The organism is Mesorhizobium sp. B2-3-12, assembly GCF_006442205.1.
Taxonomy (GTDB): Bacteria; Pseudomonadota; Alphaproteobacteria; order Rhizobiales; family Rhizobiaceae; genus Mesorhizobium.
Map to the genome: position 1 here is coordinate 14,154 of NZ_VFVR01000014.1, position 14,809 is coordinate 28,962.

Genomic DNA, 14,809 nt, shown 5'->3' on the forward strand with positions numbered 1-14,809 from the left:
CAATAACTTTTGAACTAAGGACGCATTCCCATGGACAAGAGAATCTTCTGGCTGGCGCTCGGATCGTTCGCGATCTCGACCGAAGGCTTCGTCATCTCCAGCCTTCTGCCCGACATCGCCAGGGATGCGGGCATCTCCGTGCCGCTCGCCGGTTCGCTGATCACCGCCTTCGCGCTCGCCTATGCGATCGGCACGCCCATCCTGGCGACGCTGACCGGCGAATGGGACCGGCGCCGCGTCATCCTGTGGACGCTGGTGTTCTTCGTCATCGGCAATGTCGTCGCGGCCCTGAGTTCCTCCTTCGAGGTGCTGCTCGCCGCGCGCATCATCATGGCGCTGTCGTCGGGCCTGTTCGCCGCCACCGCGCAAGGCACGGCGGTGGCGCTGGTCGATGACCATCACCGGGCTCGCGCCATCGCCGTCGTCGTCGGCGGCACCACGGTGGCCGTCGCGGTCGGGGCGCCGCTTGGCGCGCTTGTCGCGGCCATCGCCGGCTGGCGCGGCACCTTCTATGCCATTGCCGGCCTTGGCGCGCTGTCCGGCGCCATCCTGTGGTACCGGCTGCCGCGCGGCATCATCGGCACGAAGCTGCCCTTGAAGCGCCGGCTGGCGGCGGCCATGCGCCCCGGCGTGATGCCGATCCTGGTGACGACGGCGGTTGCCCTGATCGGCGCGTTCACCGTGTTCAGCTTCATCGCGCCGCTGGCCATCGAAGGCGCCGGGCTGTCGCCGATCGCGCTGCCGGGCATGCTGCTGGCCTTCGGTGCCGGCGCCGTCATCGGCAACATTGCCGGCGGCCAGGCCGCCGATCGTTTCGGCGCGACGCGCACCGTCGGATGGTCGCTGGCGCTCTCCGCCGCCATGCTCGTCACCTTCTCGCTGATCCCGACCTTCCTGCCGCATCATCTCGCCGGACCGGCGCTGATGGGCATGATGGTGCCGTGGGGCATCGTCGGCTGGGCTTTCCCGCCGGCGCAGGCGAGCCGCATCATCAAGCTCGCGCCGGACGCGGCCCCGATCGTGCTGTCGCTCAACGCCTCGGCGCTCTATCTCGGCGTGGCGCTGGGCGCGGTGGTCGGCGGCGCGGTGCTGCGCTACGGCGCGCCGGCCGATCTCGGCCTGATTGCAGCGGCCTTCCCGGTCATCGGGCTCGGCATCGTGCTGGCGGGGCGGATGTTTGCCAAACCGGTAGCGATGCCGGCTGAGTAAGACCGGCCCCGAGGCTTACATCCTGTTTGTTTACGCGGCCGCTTCTTCAACCGGAAGAAGCGGCCGCGGGCAGTTCCAGGTTCAACGCAGCCACTTCATCGAGCGTGGCGCGCAGCTTCGCGGCTCGCTCCGCGCCGACCATGGCCTCGAATTGCCGCTGGGCAACGCTCCACAGCTTGATCGCCTCGTCGAGCTTGGCCTGGCCTGATGGCGTCAGCCGCACGCGCTTGACGCGGCGGTCGTCCTTGTCGGGGAAGGTTTCGACATAGCCGTCGCGGACCAGCGGCTTCAGCGTGTGGCCGAGCGCCGAGAGATCCATGATCAGCGCCTCGGCAATGGCCCCCATGGCCGGCTCGCTGCCGACACTGATCTGGAAAAGCAGGCCAAATTGCGTGCCCTTCAGCCCGGAAGGCGCCAGCGCTTCGTCGTAGAAGCGGCCGAGCCGACGCGCGGTGCGCCGCAAGGTGGCATTGTTGCACTGGCTGAATCCAGGCTGCTGAAGGTCGGTCATGTCAACTCCTCGCCGGCGAGGAATGCGCCAGCCTGCCGCAGAAATAGTTTTCGCCGCTGCCGTTGACAAGATAGTGGCATATACCTATTTCGCCGAAAGTGGCACATGCCACTAATTGAATGACAACTTCCGCTGCCAGCGTGTCCGCCGGAGCCGAAGACAACGAACACAAGGAACGTGACAATGAGCAGAAATGACAACAAGGGCACGGCAGTCGTCACCGGCGCCTCCTCGGGCATCGGCGCCGTTTATGCGGACCGGCTGGCGGGGCAGGGCTATGATCTGGTGCTGGTGGCGCGGCGCGCCGACCGGCTCGAGGAATTGGCCGAGAAATTGCGCCATGCCTACAGCCGCAAGGTCAGCGTGATCGCGGCCGACCTGTCAGACGACGACGATGTGCGCCGCGTCGAAAAGGCGATATCGGCCGACGATAGCGTGACGCTGCTGGTCAACAATGCCGGCCTTGGCGGACAGGTGGTGGTGGCAACGGCCGACGCGGATGCCGCCGAGCGCATGATCAAGGTCAATGTCGTGGCGCTGACCCGGCTGACGCGTGCCGTGCTGCCGGGATTGCTGGCGCGCAACCATGGCGGGATCGTCAACATCGCCTCGGTACTGGCTTTCGACACCTCGTTCGGCGGCATCTACAGCGGCACCAAGGCCTATGTCGTCAACTTCACCGAAGCGCTGCATCGCGAGGTCGCGGGCACCGGGGTGAAGGTGCAGGTGGTGCTGCCCGGCGCGACCCGGACCGACTTCTGGGAGCTTTCCGGTGGCGATATCGATACACTTCCGAAGGAGATCATCATGACCGCCGACGATATGGTCGATGCCGCTCTTGTCGGCCTGGCGCGAGGCGAAGCCGTCACCGTGCCGGCGCTTGCCGACACGGGAAAGCTGGACACGTTCCTCGGCGCCCGGCAGGCCTTCTATGGCAGCCTGCACGCCGACAAGCCGGCGGCGCGCTACGCGGCCTGAGGCCACCTCTGGCGCCGCTCTGGCGCTATGCTACGCGCACATCTTCCGTGACCGGCGTGGCTGATCGGCCTGAGGCTTGATTGCCAAGTGGTTCCCCCAATCCGTCGCTGCTTCGCAGCGCCACCTTTCCCCCTCCGGAGGGAAAGGAAGGGGCGTTGCTGGACGAGCGTTGATGGCAAGAAGCCTGGCGCCTTTCCTCTACCCCGTCGATCGCGGGGTCCGAAGGACGGGCGAGACCCGTGGCTCGCCCCGGCAAGGTGGCTCGGCGAAGCCGAGACGGAGTGGGGTCGACCAGCGCAGCATTAGACAATGCATGCACCAAGCTGCCATGCACGCTATCGCCAAAGATCAGCTGCCTAGAAATGTGTGCGTACCGTAGCGCTGTAGCGGCGGCAAGAAACCCTGGTTCTGCAAGGCCGACGCTTCTAATGCGTCCGCCACATCGGGATGATCGAGGCGGCGAGCACCAGCGCCAGCACGATGTTGAGCGCGCGCCATTGCCATTCGGTCTTGAGCAGCCGTGCCAGCACCATGCCGGCCACGCACCAGATGGACAATGAGATGGCGGCGGCGAGGCCGAAGGTCGAGCCGAGAAGCAAGGCGAGTTGTCCAGGGCCGTCGGCGAGGGCGGCGAAGGAAGCCGCCGCGCCAAGGCCCATCGCCCAGCCTTTCGGGTTCATCCACTGGATGCCGGCGCCGCCGAAGAAGCTGTTCGGCCTGGCCATCGTCACATCGAGATTGGGCGGCCCGGCGCGGCCGATCTTGATCGCCAGCCAGACGAGATAGAGCGAGCCGGCGATCTTCATGGCAAGCTGCAGCGACGGCATGGCAAGCAGGAGACCCGCGAGCCCGGCGGCGGCCGCCCCTGTCACGGTCGCGAGACCTGCGGCGCTGCCGATCATCAGCGGCAGCGATCTTCGGAAGCCGAACCGAGCGCCCGACGCGGTGGACAGGGTGGTGGCGATGCCCGGCGTGGCGGTCGCCACGAAGGCAAACAGGATCAGCGGAAGGATGGGTTCGATCATGGGGCGTCCTTTGAGGCTCAATGGTAGACGCCAGCTTGCATCAGTAAATGCAATGTTTGCGATGGTCTGCATTAGCAGATATGATGTTAATATGATCCGCAATCTCGATACGGCGCTGGTTCGTACTTTCGTCACCGTCGCCGACAAGGCCAGCATGACGGCAGCCGCCAACGCGCTGCACCTGACCCAGGGCGCGGTCAGCCAGCAGGTCAAGCGGCTGGAGGAGACGCTCGGCTGCAGCCTGTTCGAGCGCGACCGGCGCGGTCTGCGCCTGACGCGTTCCGGTGAGCGTCTGTTCGACAAGGCAAGGCGCCTGCTCAGCCTCAATGACGAGATCTGGACCGAGATGGCGGGAAACGCGGTGGCCGGACAGGTGCGGCTCGGCGTGCCCTATGACCTTGTCGGCACCTTGCTGGCGCCCGTCCTGAAAGCCTATGCCGAAGCCTATCCGCGGGTCGAGATATCGCTGCTCTGCGCCTCCTCGCCGGAATTGGCGGCGGCACTGGCGGCGGGAACCATCGACCTCGCGGTGATCGAGGAGCGTGTCGGTCCGACATCGGGCGAGTGCCTTGCCATCGACCGGCTGGTCTGGGTCGGCGCAAGGGGCGGGGCGGCCCGGGCCAAGCGGCCATTGCCGGTCTCGATCGTCGCCGACACCTGCGCCTTCCGGCCGGTGGTGTTGGCCGCGCTCAACGCGCATGGGCTGGAATGGCGCAGCGTGTTCGAGAACGGCAACATCGATGCCACGACGGCGACAGTGCGTTCGGATCTCGCCGTCACCACATGGCTCGCTTCCACCGTGCCCTCGGATCTCGACATCTTGCCACCCGATGTTGGCCTGCCGCCGCTGCCGAATTTCGCCATCAATCTGCATCTGCCGAAGCACGGCGTGAGTACGGCGGCGCAGGAGTTCGCGCGGCATATCCGTGAGGGGCTGGCAAGGCGGGCGCAGGCGGCTTGAGACCAAGCAGAACTTGGTTTCCTCTCCCCCGTCGATCGGGGGAGAGGTGTCGAGCGAAGCTCGACGGAGTGGGGGTCGATCTTTTTCCCGCCAGATTATCGCTGGTCTCAGTCTTCTTGCCGCCTTTTCTGCCTGTCTTACGGCGGTGCGTTTGGCGAATGGCTTCCCCCGCTCCGTCGCTGCTTCGCAGCGCCACCTCTCCCCCCTCCGGAGGGAGAGGAAAGGTGCCAAGGCCGGGTCTGCTATTTCCAGTTCCTACGCCGCTCGAGTTCGGCCTCGGATGGCTCGCCCGTGACAAAGGAGCCGACCTCGATTTCGCCCGCGCGCTCATAGGTCGCCATGATGACGCCGGTGCTGGATGTCTGCGACTTGACAAGCTTGAAGGCAGCCGGCATCGCGGCATCGTCGAACAGCCGCTTGCCCTTGCCCAGCAACAGCGGGAAGATCATCAGCCGGATCTCGTCGATCAGCCCGTTGGCGAGCAGGGTCTGGATCAGATTGCCAGATCCCTGGATGAGCAGGTCGGGTCCGTCCTCCTGCTTGAGGCAACGCAAGGCCGCGACGATATCAGGCCCAAGCGAGTGCGTGTTCTGCCAGGTGAGCGTGTCAGGCCGATGCGTCGCCACATATTTGGTCGCGGGGTTGAACGCATCGGCGATCGGATCTTTCTGATAAGGCCAGTACGCGGCGAAGATGTCGTAGGTTCTACGTCCGAGCAGCAAGGCGAACGGTTTGGAGAATAGTTCTTCCATTGCCGCGCCTCCCACTTCGTCAAAGTAGTGGAAGGTCCAGCCGCCGAATTCGAAGCCGCCGACCGGATCTTCTTCCGGCCCGCCCGGCGCCTGCATGACGCCATCGAGGCTGACGAAGGTCGCGGCGATGATCTTTCTCATTCTACTCTCCCTTTGCACCGTCCATGCCATCGCGGCTGGATCATGGTCCAAGGACGGCCGTCCCGCGACGATTCCGACAGGGTCGCAAATTTGAGCGAGCCCGGCTATCGCGCGTCAGCTGCCGTTTTTGGCGTCAAGAGCTTCCGAGGAGAACCAGACGTCGCCGAAGATCGCGGTGGCGGTGCGGTCCGGCGCCTTGTCGCTCGTCAGCCAGATCGCGCGGCTGCGCGTGGCCTGCTCGCGCGTCGGGATCTTCGCTGCAAGATCTGCAAGCGAGGCGCCGAAGCATGGGATGAACCAGGCACGCATGAACGGATCGCAGGCAAAGCCCTTTTCGGTGCGGGTCACCAGCATCGCCAGCGGGACGCGCTCGGCCGGGCGCCAAGGGAAGATCATGCGGCCACCGGGCCGCAATGCTTTCAACCAGCCCGCGGGAGGCGCCACGACGCCGGCGTTGACATAGACGATGTCGGATGGCGGCAGGGACGTGGTCACGGCATCGCCATGGACGACGGTCGTATTGCGGTAGGCTTCGAGATTTTCGCGCGCCAGATCGGCAAGGTTCTTGTCCAGCTCGAAAGCGGTGACGCTGCCGCCCGGCGAGACGAGCCTGGAGAGCAAAGCGGTGTAGTAACCGGTGCCGGCGCCGATATGAGTAACGGTTTCACCCGGCTTGGGTGCCAGCTTGCCGATCCACATGGCATGCAGGAAGGGCTCGCCATTGTTGATGCCCTTGTCGGCATCGAGCGCCACCAGCACATTCTGGTAGATATGGGTCGGATCGGCGCTTGGTGTCATAAGCCTGACGTTGCCGGCAATGACCGTCCATGGCCCGGGACGGAGGAAGGCTTCGCGCGGCACGCTGGCGAACACTTCTTCCAGACGCGGGTCCGACGCGTCGGCGTTGGCCGCCATCAGCCGCGCGTAGAATGTCCTGACGTCTTCGATGTTGCTCATGGCATCGGCAAAGGTAGCACGATCCGGCGATTTGTCCCGGGATTAACCGGAACTTCAACCAACCCCGAACATGGTGTCGTAGAGCAGCTTGAAATTGAGCACCAGGATGATGGCCGCGACCACCCAGGCCAATGCCGCCACACCGCGCGGGATGGCGAGATTGCCCATCTTCTTCTTGTCGGAGACGAACTGCACCAGCGGGACGACGGCGAAGGGCAGTTGCATGGACAGCACCACCTGGCTGAAGACCAGCAGTTGGCCGGTGCCCTTCTCGCCATAGAGGGCAGTGACGACCACCACCGGGATGATGGCGAGACCACGCGTCAGCAGGCGCCGTGCCCAGTTGGGGATGCGCAGGCGCAGAAAACCTTCCATGATGATCTGGCCGGCAAGCGTTGCCGTCACCGTCGAATTCAGGCCCGACGCGAGCAGCGCCACGGCGAACAGGATCGAGGCGATGCCGAGACCCAGCAGCGGCGACAGGAGCTTGAAGGCCTGGTCGATCTCGGCGACATCCTGGTGGCCGGTTTCGTGGAAAGCGACGGCCGCGACGATCAGGATGGCGGCGTTGACGAACAGCGCCAGCATCAGGGCGATGGTCGAGTCGGTCGTCGCCCATTTGATGGCATCGCGTTTTCCCGCCTCGGTGCGTTCATAGGCGCGGGTCTGCACGATCGAGGAATGCAGATAGAGATTATGCGGCATGACCGTGGCGCCCATGATGCCGATGGCGATGTAGAGCATCGCCGGATTGGTGACGATTTCGGAGGACGGCACGAACATCGCATGCAGGATCGTGCCGGCCGGCGGGGCGGCGACGAAGATCTGGATGGCAAAGCAGCTGAAGATGATGATCAAAAGCGCGATGACGAAGGCTTCGAGGTAGCGGAACCCCTTGTTCATCAACAGCAGCACGAGGAAAGCGTCGAGCGCGGTCAGCATGGCGCCGCCGATGAGCGGAATGCCGAACAGGAGCTGCAGCGCGATCGCGGTGCCGATCACCTCGGCGAGGTCACAGGCGATGATGGCGAGTTCGCAGGCGATCCACAGCACGAAATTGACCGGACGCGGATAATAGGCGCGGCAGGCCTGGGCGAGATCGCGGCCGGTGGCGATGCCAAGGCGGGCGGCCAGCGCCTGCAGCAGGATCGCCATCAGGTTGGACAGCATGATGATGAACAAAAGCGTGTAGCCGAACTGGGCGCCGCCAGCGAGGTCGGTGGCCCAATTGCCCGGGTCCATATAGCCGACCGAGACCATGTAGCCGGGGCCCATGAAGGCGAACAGGCGCCGGAACCAGACGCCCGAACTCGGCACCGCGATGGTGGAATTGACCTCGCGCAGGCTGGGCTGGTCGTCCTCTTCCTTCCTGGCGAACCGCCATGAGGATCGAGGGGCTGTGGCTTCGGCTTCTGACATGGAAAGGCTTTCCGGGACTTCGCGAGATATCCATAAGCTATGCCATGGCTCAACATTATGCAATAGGCTATATTTCATTGTCGGTGCTTTTCACCGGCACCGGAAGCTTGCAACCGGAGACGCCGGTTGCGCCTCTCGCGGAATGCAAATAAACGGCCTGAAGAATCAGAGCCCGTGCTATAAAAGCAGCGACGGCCAAACTCCCGAGGAGGAGCGCGCATTGGCGCTGAAGAACAGACCGGTCCCGCGTGAACCGTTGCTCGATGCCGATGTCCATTCGGAAGGGTTCCGGCAGCAGCGCCAGGCGCGCCGCAGCGCGCTGGTCGAGGATTATGTCGAGCTGATCGCCGATTTGATCGAGGACGGCAACGAGGCGCGCCAGGTCGACATCGCCGCGCGACTCGGCGTCGCACAGCCGACCGTGGCCAAGATGCTGACGCGTCTGTGCGCCGACGGGCTGGTGTCGCGAAAACCCTATCGCGGCGTGTTCCTGACCGAAGCCGGGCGCAAGGTCGCCGAGGAAAGCCGCATTCGCCACCAGACGGTGGAAGCCTTCCTGCGCTCGCTCGGCGTCAGCGCCGAGACGGCGCGCATCGACGCCGAAGGCATCGAGCACCATGTCAGCGCCGAGACGCTGGACGCGTTCCGCAAGGCGATGACGGCGCGTTGAGCGGCGGCTTGTCGGGGTCGCGAACCGTATTAGCCGCTGGAACCGCCACCGCTTATGCGCGTTGCCTCTCATCGCGCGCTTGTTGCGCGCCAGGGAGAGAAGCAATGGGCGTCGACCAGGCACCGACCGCGAAAGGCAAGCAGGCAGCCACAGGACTGAAGCAGTCGGCCGCCACGGATGAACGCAAGACCGAGGCCGAAATGGGCCATCCCCTGAAGAAGGGCGCCGACCGTTTCGAGGAACGCTCGAAAAGTTCCGACGGCAAGAGCGCCGGCGCCAAGCAGAAAGAGTAGCCGTCGCCTAGCGGCTATAGGCCAGGGCCGTCTGCTGGACAGTCGTCGCCGTGCCTGTCGTCAGGGATGACACCAGCAATTCGCGGCTGCGGTGGCCTGGCACCAGCCGCACCACCTTGTAGCCCTTGGCCTTCAGGTTGGCCAAGAGTTGCGGCAGCATTTGGGCGGTGCGCGGGTGGATGTCGTGCATCAGGATGATGCCGGAGCCGCGCTGCTCGATGCGGGCCATGGTGCGCTTGCGCACCTGGTCCGGGCTCGACGGGAAGTAATCCTTGGAATCGATGTCGGCGTCGATGACGACGATGCCGCGCGCGGCGAGTTGTCGGCGCAACGTCGCCGTCGATGCGAGATAGGGGAAGCGGAAGAACGGCGCGACGCCGTGCATGGACGGCACCAGCGCGGCCGAGACGCTTTTGATGCCGCCTTCGATCTGCGCCTGCGCGCCCGCGGCGCTCATATGCGTGAGATTGGCGTGGTTCTGCGTATGGGTGCCGATCGTGTGGCCGTGCGCGGCGACCTCGCGCACCAGGGCAGGGTAGGAGCGAGCCATCTGGCCGACCATCATGAAGGTCGCCTTGACGCCGGCATTGTCGAGCACTTTCAGGATGTTTTGGGTGCGGCCGGGCATCGGGCCGTCATCGAAGGTCAGCACCACTTCGTGGTTGCGCAGTCTGAGATCGGCGATGCTGTTGACGGTAACGCTGCGGCCGGCAAGGCCGCTGAAGGAATGCGAGGAGAAGAAGCCACTGGTACCGGCCTCCTTCGGCTCGGCCGCATAGGCGAGTTTGCCACCCTTGGCGTCGGTCGCGGGTTTCGTCGTCGTGCAGCCGGCAGCCAAAGCGCCCAAGGCGACAATACCCAGCAGCTGCGCCAGACGGCGCCCGGACACAAAAGCCATGGCAGAAGATCCCCTTGAATCGCCTACGCTTTTATTCCTGACATGGTTAATGAAGGTTTACTTCGAGGGCCGTTCTGCAAACCCTGGATGGCTCACTCACGGACATCCTGCACCCAGCTTCTGGGGTGGCCGTCGACGCGGAACTGGAAGATGAAATAGGGCGGGATGCAGGTGCCTTCGCCTGGCTTGGCCTGAGGCAGGTCGTCATAGCCGGCGGTGCAGATATAGTCCTCGCGGCAGGGATGCGCCTTGTCGCAGGCGCGCAGGCCGGCGGTCTTGGTGAATTCCCGGGTGCAGAATTTGTGGTCCTTGCCCGACGCGATGCAGTCGTTGAAGCCGGTCTTGGCGAGACGGCCGCAGCTCGCTTCGTCGGGAAGCTTGTCGCAGCTCGCCTTGCGCAGCATGCCGCCGGGAAAGCCGCCGGTCTTCTGCTCGGGATTGTCGTAGCGCTGGCGTGCCGCGCCATAGCCGGCGAGCTTGACCACCGGTTTCTTGTCGCGCGCCGGATCGATGGCGCAATCCTTGGCGGTGGCGGGTGACAGTCGGCAATATTTGTCGTTGCCCCAAGCCGACATCCTGATCTCGCCGAACTCGACGGGGTCGCCCACGGCTGTGCCTTTTTCGCTGACGCAGGTGCCGAAGCCGGGATGGATGGCGCTTTCATGCACACCGGCGCAGCGCAGGCCGGCGCCGCAAGTCCAGTCCTTGAAGCTCTTATCCGTTCCGCGATAGCAGATCGAGCCCCAGCCATTGTAGAGGTCGGTGCCTTTCAGTGCCTCGGCGTATTTCTGGTCCGGACGGGCGGCGAAGCCCCTGGTGAAATCGGGATGGCCGCCGGCCGCGAACTCCTCGACGATGGCGCGGCGGCGTGGCAGGTCGGCGAAGAACACCGCCGAGCCCGGCACGAAGACGGCGTTGCGGCGCGGCTCGCTCGCCGGATCGGCGCCGGTGTAGTGGAAGCCGGCAATGCCATGCGTCTGGTGGCAGCCGGTGCAGCTCATCTCATTGAGGCGCAGATTGAAGCCGGCGACGGACTTGATGGTAGCGAGCGTGTTGCCCCTGGCGACATAGTCCTTCAGTGCCTTGTCGATGTCGGTGTCGTCGATCAGCCCGTAGGCGATGTTGTTTTGCGAGCGGCTGAGGCCACCGGGCGCGACGGAGACGGCGCTTTTGGCCAGGAATTTTTCGTCGATCACCAGCCGGCCGTGGTCGAGATCGTAGAGGTTTCGGTCGGTGAGCAGCCATCTGGCGAAGGCCTTGACGTCGGCCAGCACCGTTGGCCGATCGATCTGGTTCTCCATCTTCGATTCAAAAAAGCTCGAGGTTTGCGGATTCCACTTGAAGATCTTCAGGAGATACTCGGCATGGCCGCCGAAATCGCGCCGCGTCGAGGCCGACAGCCTGAGCACCTGCATGTTGAGTTCGAGCCGCATGATCTGCGAGGCATTGAGCATGGCGCCGGACAGCGGGCCTTCGTCGGAGCGCAGCCAGGCGGCCAATTGCTCGGGCGGCAGGTCTTTTCTGCCGGCGGCCAGCCAGCGCCGGGCGATTTCGGCGCAGGAGGCGTCGGTGGCGCTGGGCAGGTCTTTCGAGCCGCGCGCCTCGGCCTTGCCGGGCTTGGCGTTGAACACCAGGCTCATGGTCAGCGGCAGGCGCGAGGAAATGCGCTGCGCAGTCTTCCCCCCGACTGGCTTGCCCTTGGCCGGCATCTCCTCGACCGAATAGTGGAAGCGGTAGATCAGCCGGATCTCGCCGCATTGAGTATGGCCGAGATAGCCACGGTCCATACGGTTGACGACGCCTGTCAGGTCGAGCGTCGAGCCGTCGTCGTCGATGTATTTCGGATTGAATTTCTGGCTGATGTCGTTCGATCTGGCCATGGCCGCGACATAGGGGTCGGGGCTGGTCTTCGGCTCGTCCGATATCTCTCGCTTGACTGTGTCGCGCACGCTGGCCAGCGCCGGCACCGAAAACAGGCCGCGATTGTCGACGTCGCGTGTGAGGCCAAGGGCGGGGCCGAGCAGGCGGCTAATCGACAGGCCACCGCGCTCCAGCGCCTGCAAGGTGGCGGGGTCGGTGACGGCGACGCTGGAATCGAGCGTCACCGCACCGGCGTTTGCCAGCCCAAGCCACAGCAATGCGGCCAGCAGCGACAGGAAACCCGCAATCGTCCTCAAGCCTCGCCCCCCTCCATTGCCGCGATGCTACAGGCCTTGCGCGTTGCCGGCCAGTGCGGTGAACGCGCTGCCAGCACTGCCGCCCCCGTCGAAAAATGCTGTGACTTGGCGCAACCATTACGATAATTGTTTGTTGGATTGAGCCGGCCTGGCCGGAGCAATGGGGAAGTTTGGAGCGCGAGGAGTTGCCATGCTCTGGAGAGGTCGTCGTCAGAGTGACAATATCGAGGACGACCGCAGCGACGGCGGCGGCGGGATAGGCGGCGGTGGCGGCCAGTTCCGGCTCCCCATCGGCGGCCGTACCGGTGGCGGCGGCAGCATCTTCCTCGTCATCCTGGTGGTGCTGGCCGGCTGGTATTTCGGCTTCGATCCCTCGGCGATCCTGGGTGGTGGCGACGGCGGCCTGCTGCCGGGCGGCGGTGGCCAGATTACCGACAACAGCGGCGGCGGCCAGGATAGCGGCGCGGGTACACCCGCCAATGACGAGATGAAGCAGTTCGTGGCCACCGTTCTGGCCGAGACCGAAGACACCTGGACCGGCATCTTCAAGTCGCAGGGCCTGACTTACGAGGACCCCAAGCTGGTGCTGTTTTCCGGCCAGGTCCGCTCCGCCTGCGGCTTTGCTTCCGCCGCGGCCGGACCGTTCTATTGTCCGGGCGATCACAAGGTCTATCTCGACATGACCTTCTTCCAGCAGCTCGACCAGCAGTTCGGCGCTTCCGGCGAGTTCGCCCGTGCCTATGTCGTCGCGCATGAGGTCGGCCACCACGTGCAGAACCTCACCGGCATCATGGGCAAGTTCAACCAGATGCGGCAAGGCATGAGCGAGGCCGATGCCAACCAGCTGTCGGTGCGCATCGAGCTTCAGGCCGACTGCTTCGCCGGCGTGTGGGCGCACTACACCGCGCAGAAGGGCATATTGGAGCAGGGCGACTTTGAAAGCGCCCTGAACGCGGCCAAGCAGATCGGCGACGACACGCTGCAGAAGAAGATGCAGGGCTATGTCGTGCCGGAAAGCTTCAACCACGGAACCTCGCAGCAGCGGCAGACCTGGCTGACGCGCGGCTATAAGAGCGGCAAGCTATCGGACTGCAACACGATGAGCGGGCCGATCTAAGCAGTCGTTTCGGCGACATCCTGACGGAAAGTCGTCGTCAGGGGGTGTCAGGATCGAGGGTTCCTGACCGTTCCCGCATTGTTCCTTTTTGCGGGCTCGCCTATAAGGTGCGTCCGCCCGCGCCTTTGGGCGGCTGGAGGAATTTGACCCGTCATGATCGACCCCAAAACCGCCAAGCGGGGCCTTGCGCTCGTTTTCACCACGCTGCTGCTCGACATTATCGGCTTCGGCATGATCATGCCGGTGCTGCCGGCCTTTCTCAGGGAATTGACCGGCGTCGGCATCTCCGAAGCGGCGATCGAGGGCGGCTGGCTGTTCTTCGTCTATGCGGCCATGCAGTTCTTTTTCGCGCCCATCATGGGCGGCTTGAGCGACCGGTTCGGGCGGCGGCCGATCCTGCTCGCCTCGGTGCTGACCTTCTCCATCGACAATCTGATCTGCGCCATCGCCTGGTCCTATCCGATGCTGTTCATCGGACGTGTGCTGGCCGGCATTTCGGGCGCCAGCTATTCGACGACGTCGGCCTTCATCGCCGACATATCGAACGACGAGAACCGGGCGAAGAATTTCGGCCTGCTCGGCATCGCCTTCGGCGTCGGCTTCGTCATCGGGCCGGTGCTGGGCGGTTTGCTCGGCACGTTCGGGCCGCGCGTGCCGTTCTTCTTCGCCGCGGGGCTCGCCTTCGTGAATTTCCTGATCGCGATGTTCTTCCTGCCCGAAACGCTCGAAGAAAAGCACCGCCGCCGCTTCGAGTGGAAACGCGCCAATCCGGTCGGCACGCTCCTGCAGATGCGCCAGTATCAGGGCATCGGCTGGATCGGGCTCGTCTTCTTCCTGATGACGCTCGGCCACATGATGTACCCGGCGGTGTGGTCGTTCGTCTCCAACTACCGCTATGGCTGGAGCGAGCAGCAGATCGGCTTCTCGCTCGGCGCTTTCGGCCTGTGCGGGGCGATCGTCATGGGCACGGTGCTGCCGCGTGTCATTCCCAGGCTCGGCGAGTGGAGAACGGCGGTCATCGGTCTGACCTTCACGGCGGCCAGCGCCTTCGGCTACGCCTTCGCCTCGCAAGGCTGGATGGTCTATGCGGTGATCGTCGTCGGCTGCCTGGAGGCGCTGGCCGATCCGCCGCTCAGAAGCCTCGCCGCCGCCAAGGTGCCGCCCTCGGCACAAGGCGAGCTGCAGGGCGCGATGACCTCGATCTTCTCGATCACCTCGATCATCACGCCGCTGCTCTATACCGCGATCTTTTCCTGGTTCACCGGACCGAGCGCGCCCGTCACCTTCGGCGGCGCGCCCTATCTGGTCGGCGCTTGCTTCCTGGTGCTGGCGGTCGTCGTCTTCGTCACCAAGGTGGCGAGACCGGCGACAGTCGGAAACGCCGCGGCCGATGTGGCTGAAGACGGAGCACAGGCATGAGCCATGACGGCCGCATCGCGCTGACCAGTGACGGACTGTCGCTGTCGCGGCTTCAGTGCGGCCAAGGTCAAGGCGCTGGAGATCGGCTGTCCTTGAAGCTAGCGAGACGGCACTTCCGGCACGAGGCTATGAGAGGCTTGCGCCGCCCCTCATTGCCCTGCCGGGCATTTCTCCCCGTAAACGGGGAGAAAGAAGCGTGAGCCGAAGCTTTCGCCAATTTCAAACGTTGCAGAGAATGCGGCGAGGCCGCCACCGCTTCCTTCTCCCCGTTCACGGGGAGAA

At 64.6% G+C, this 14,809-nt stretch carries 14 protein-coding genes; 7 read left to right on the forward strand and 7 right to left on the reverse strand.

Features of this window, described 5'->3' with window-relative positions; genetic code table 11:
- Positions 1-30: 30 nt before the first annotated feature.
- Positions 31-1,209: an MFS transporter gene (locus tag FJ948_RS27135; RefSeq protein ID WP_140709887.1), complete on the forward strand. Its 1,179-nt coding sequence runs from the start codon at positions 31-33 to the stop codon at positions 1,207-1,209.
- Between the two features lie 46 nt (positions 1,210-1,255).
- Here FJ948_RS27135 and FJ948_RS27140 read toward each other — a convergent pair whose 3' ends face one another.
- The gene (locus FJ948_RS27140; protein WP_140709889.1) at positions 1,256-1,720 is read right to left on the reverse strand and encodes a MarR family winged helix-turn-helix transcriptional regulator; all 465 of its coding nucleotides are present in this window, start codon (positions 1,718-1,720) and stop codon (positions 1,256-1,258) included.
- Between the two features lie 183 nt (positions 1,721-1,903).
- On the opposite strand from FJ948_RS27140, the gene FJ948_RS27145 reads away from it, so the two are divergent.
- Positions 1,904-2,698, forward strand: a complete 795-nt coding sequence (locus FJ948_RS27145) for an SDR family oxidoreductase (RefSeq protein ID WP_140709891.1) — start codon at positions 1,904-1,906, stop codon at positions 2,696-2,698.
- A 425-nt stretch (positions 2,699-3,123) separates the two neighbouring features.
- On the opposite strand, the gene FJ948_RS27150 is transcribed toward FJ948_RS27145, so the two are convergent.
- Positions 3,124-3,723 (reverse strand): LysE family translocator, encoded by a 600-nt coding sequence (locus tag FJ948_RS27150; protein ID WP_140709893.1) that lies wholly within the window; start codon positions 3,721-3,723, stop codon positions 3,124-3,126.
- 91 nt (positions 3,724-3,814) lie between these two features.
- On the opposite strand from FJ948_RS27150, the gene FJ948_RS27155 reads away from it, so the two are divergent.
- Positions 3,815-4,684 carry a LysR substrate-binding domain-containing protein gene (locus FJ948_RS27155; RefSeq protein WP_140709895.1) on the forward strand — a complete coding sequence of 290 codons (870 nt, stop codon included), beginning with the start codon at positions 3,815-3,817 and terminating at the stop codon, positions 4,682-4,684.
- Positions 4,685-4,926: 242 nt separating this feature from the next.
- Here FJ948_RS27155 and FJ948_RS27165 read toward each other — a convergent pair whose 3' ends face one another.
- The 3 genes from FJ948_RS27165 to FJ948_RS27175 all read right to left on the reverse strand — a co-directional run bounded on the left by FJ948_RS27165 (position 4,927) and on the right by FJ948_RS27175 (position 7,953).
- Entirely contained in the window at positions 4,927-5,577 is a 651-nt protein-coding gene (locus FJ948_RS27165; protein ID WP_140709897.1) for a dihydrofolate reductase family protein, read from the reverse strand.
- Between the two features lie 114 nt (positions 5,578-5,691).
- Entirely contained in the window at positions 5,692-6,534 is an 843-nt protein-coding gene (locus FJ948_RS27170) for a protein-L-isoaspartate O-methyltransferase (protein WP_140709899.1), read from the reverse strand.
- A 54-nt stretch (positions 6,535-6,588) separates the two neighbouring features.
- Positions 6,589-7,953 (reverse strand): Nramp family divalent metal transporter, encoded by a 1,365-nt coding sequence (locus FJ948_RS27175; RefSeq protein WP_140709901.1) that lies wholly within the window; start codon positions 7,951-7,953, stop codon positions 6,589-6,591.
- Positions 7,954-8,173: 220 nt separating this feature from the next.
- Here FJ948_RS27175 and mntR point away from each other — a divergent pair, with 220 nt between their 5' ends.
- On the forward strand, positions 8,174-8,623 hold the full coding sequence (mntR, locus tag FJ948_RS27180) for a manganese-binding transcriptional regulator MntR (RefSeq protein WP_140709903.1): 450 nt from the start codon (positions 8,174-8,176) through the stop codon (positions 8,621-8,623).
- A gap of 104 nt (positions 8,624-8,727) precedes the next feature.
- Entirely contained in the window at positions 8,728-8,916 is a 189-nt protein-coding gene (locus tag FJ948_RS27185; RefSeq protein ID WP_140709905.1) for a hypothetical protein, read from the forward strand.
- 7 nt (positions 8,917-8,923) lie between these two features.
- Here the strand turns inward: FJ948_RS27185 and FJ948_RS27190 are convergent, their stop codons facing one another.
- Together FJ948_RS27190 and FJ948_RS27195 are read right to left on the reverse strand one after the other, a co-directional pair.
- Positions 8,924-9,814: a polysaccharide deacetylase family protein gene (locus FJ948_RS27190; protein ID WP_140709907.1), complete on the reverse strand. Its 891-nt coding sequence runs from the start codon at positions 9,812-9,814 to the stop codon at positions 8,924-8,926.
- 92 nt (positions 9,815-9,906) lie between these two features.
- The gene (locus FJ948_RS27195; protein WP_140709910.1) at positions 9,907-11,991 is read right to left on the reverse strand and encodes a hypothetical protein; all 2,085 of its coding nucleotides are present in this window, start codon (positions 11,989-11,991) and stop codon (positions 9,907-9,909) included.
- A 190-nt stretch (positions 11,992-12,181) separates the two neighbouring features.
- On the opposite strand from FJ948_RS27195, the gene FJ948_RS27200 reads away from it, so the two are divergent.
- Together FJ948_RS27200 and FJ948_RS27205 are read left to right on the forward strand one after the other, a co-directional pair.
- Complete coding sequence (locus FJ948_RS27200; RefSeq protein ID WP_140709912.1) at positions 12,182-13,108, forward strand: neutral zinc metallopeptidase; 927 nt, start codon at positions 12,182-12,184, stop codon at positions 13,106-13,108.
- Between the two features lie 153 nt (positions 13,109-13,261).
- Positions 13,262-14,527 (forward strand): TCR/Tet family MFS transporter, encoded by a 1,266-nt coding sequence (locus FJ948_RS27205; protein ID WP_140709914.1) that lies wholly within the window; start codon positions 13,262-13,264, stop codon positions 14,525-14,527.
- The last annotated feature ends 282 nt before the right edge of the window (positions 14,528-14,809 follow it).

Excerpts from the sequence above, each read along its gene's own strand:
- FJ948_RS27135 (WP_140709887.1), top strand. The coding sequence starts at position 31 with ATGGACAAGAGAATCTTCTGGCTGGCGCTCGGATCGTTCGCGATCTCG.
- FJ948_RS27140 (WP_140709889.1), bottom strand. The coding sequence starts at position 1,720 with ATGACCGACCTTCAGCAGCCTGGATTCAGCCAGTGCAACAATGCCACC.
- FJ948_RS27145 (WP_140709891.1), top strand. The coding sequence starts at position 1,904 with ATGAGCAGAAATGACAACAAGGGCACGGCAGTCGTCACCGGCGCCTCC.
- FJ948_RS27150 (WP_140709893.1), bottom strand. The coding sequence starts at position 3,723 with ATGATCGAACCCATCCTTCCGCTGATCCTGTTTGCCTTCGTGGCGACC.
- FJ948_RS27155 (WP_140709895.1), top strand. The coding sequence starts at position 3,815 with ATGATCCGCAATCTCGATACGGCGCTGGTTCGTACTTTCGTCACCGTC.
- FJ948_RS27165 (WP_140709897.1), bottom strand. The coding sequence starts at position 5,577 with ATGAGAAAGATCATCGCCGCGACCTTCGTCAGCCTCGATGGCGTCATG.
- FJ948_RS27170 (WP_140709899.1), bottom strand. The coding sequence starts at position 6,534 with ATGAGCAACATCGAAGACGTCAGGACATTCTACGCGCGGCTGATGGCG.
- FJ948_RS27175 (WP_140709901.1), bottom strand. The coding sequence starts at position 7,953 with ATGTCAGAAGCCGAAGCCACAGCCCCTCGATCCTCATGGCGGTTCGCC.
- FJ948_RS27185 (WP_140709905.1), top strand. The coding sequence starts at position 8,728 with ATGGGCGTCGACCAGGCACCGACCGCGAAAGGCAAGCAGGCAGCCACA.
- FJ948_RS27190 (WP_140709907.1), bottom strand. The coding sequence starts at position 9,814 with ATGGCTTTTGTGTCCGGGCGCCGTCTGGCGCAGCTGCTGGGTATTGTC.
- FJ948_RS27200 (WP_140709912.1), top strand. The coding sequence starts at position 12,182 with ATGCTCTGGAGAGGTCGTCGTCAGAGTGACAATATCGAGGACGACCGC.
- FJ948_RS27205 (WP_140709914.1), top strand. The coding sequence starts at position 13,262 with ATGATCGACCCCAAAACCGCCAAGCGGGGCCTTGCGCTCGTTTTCACC.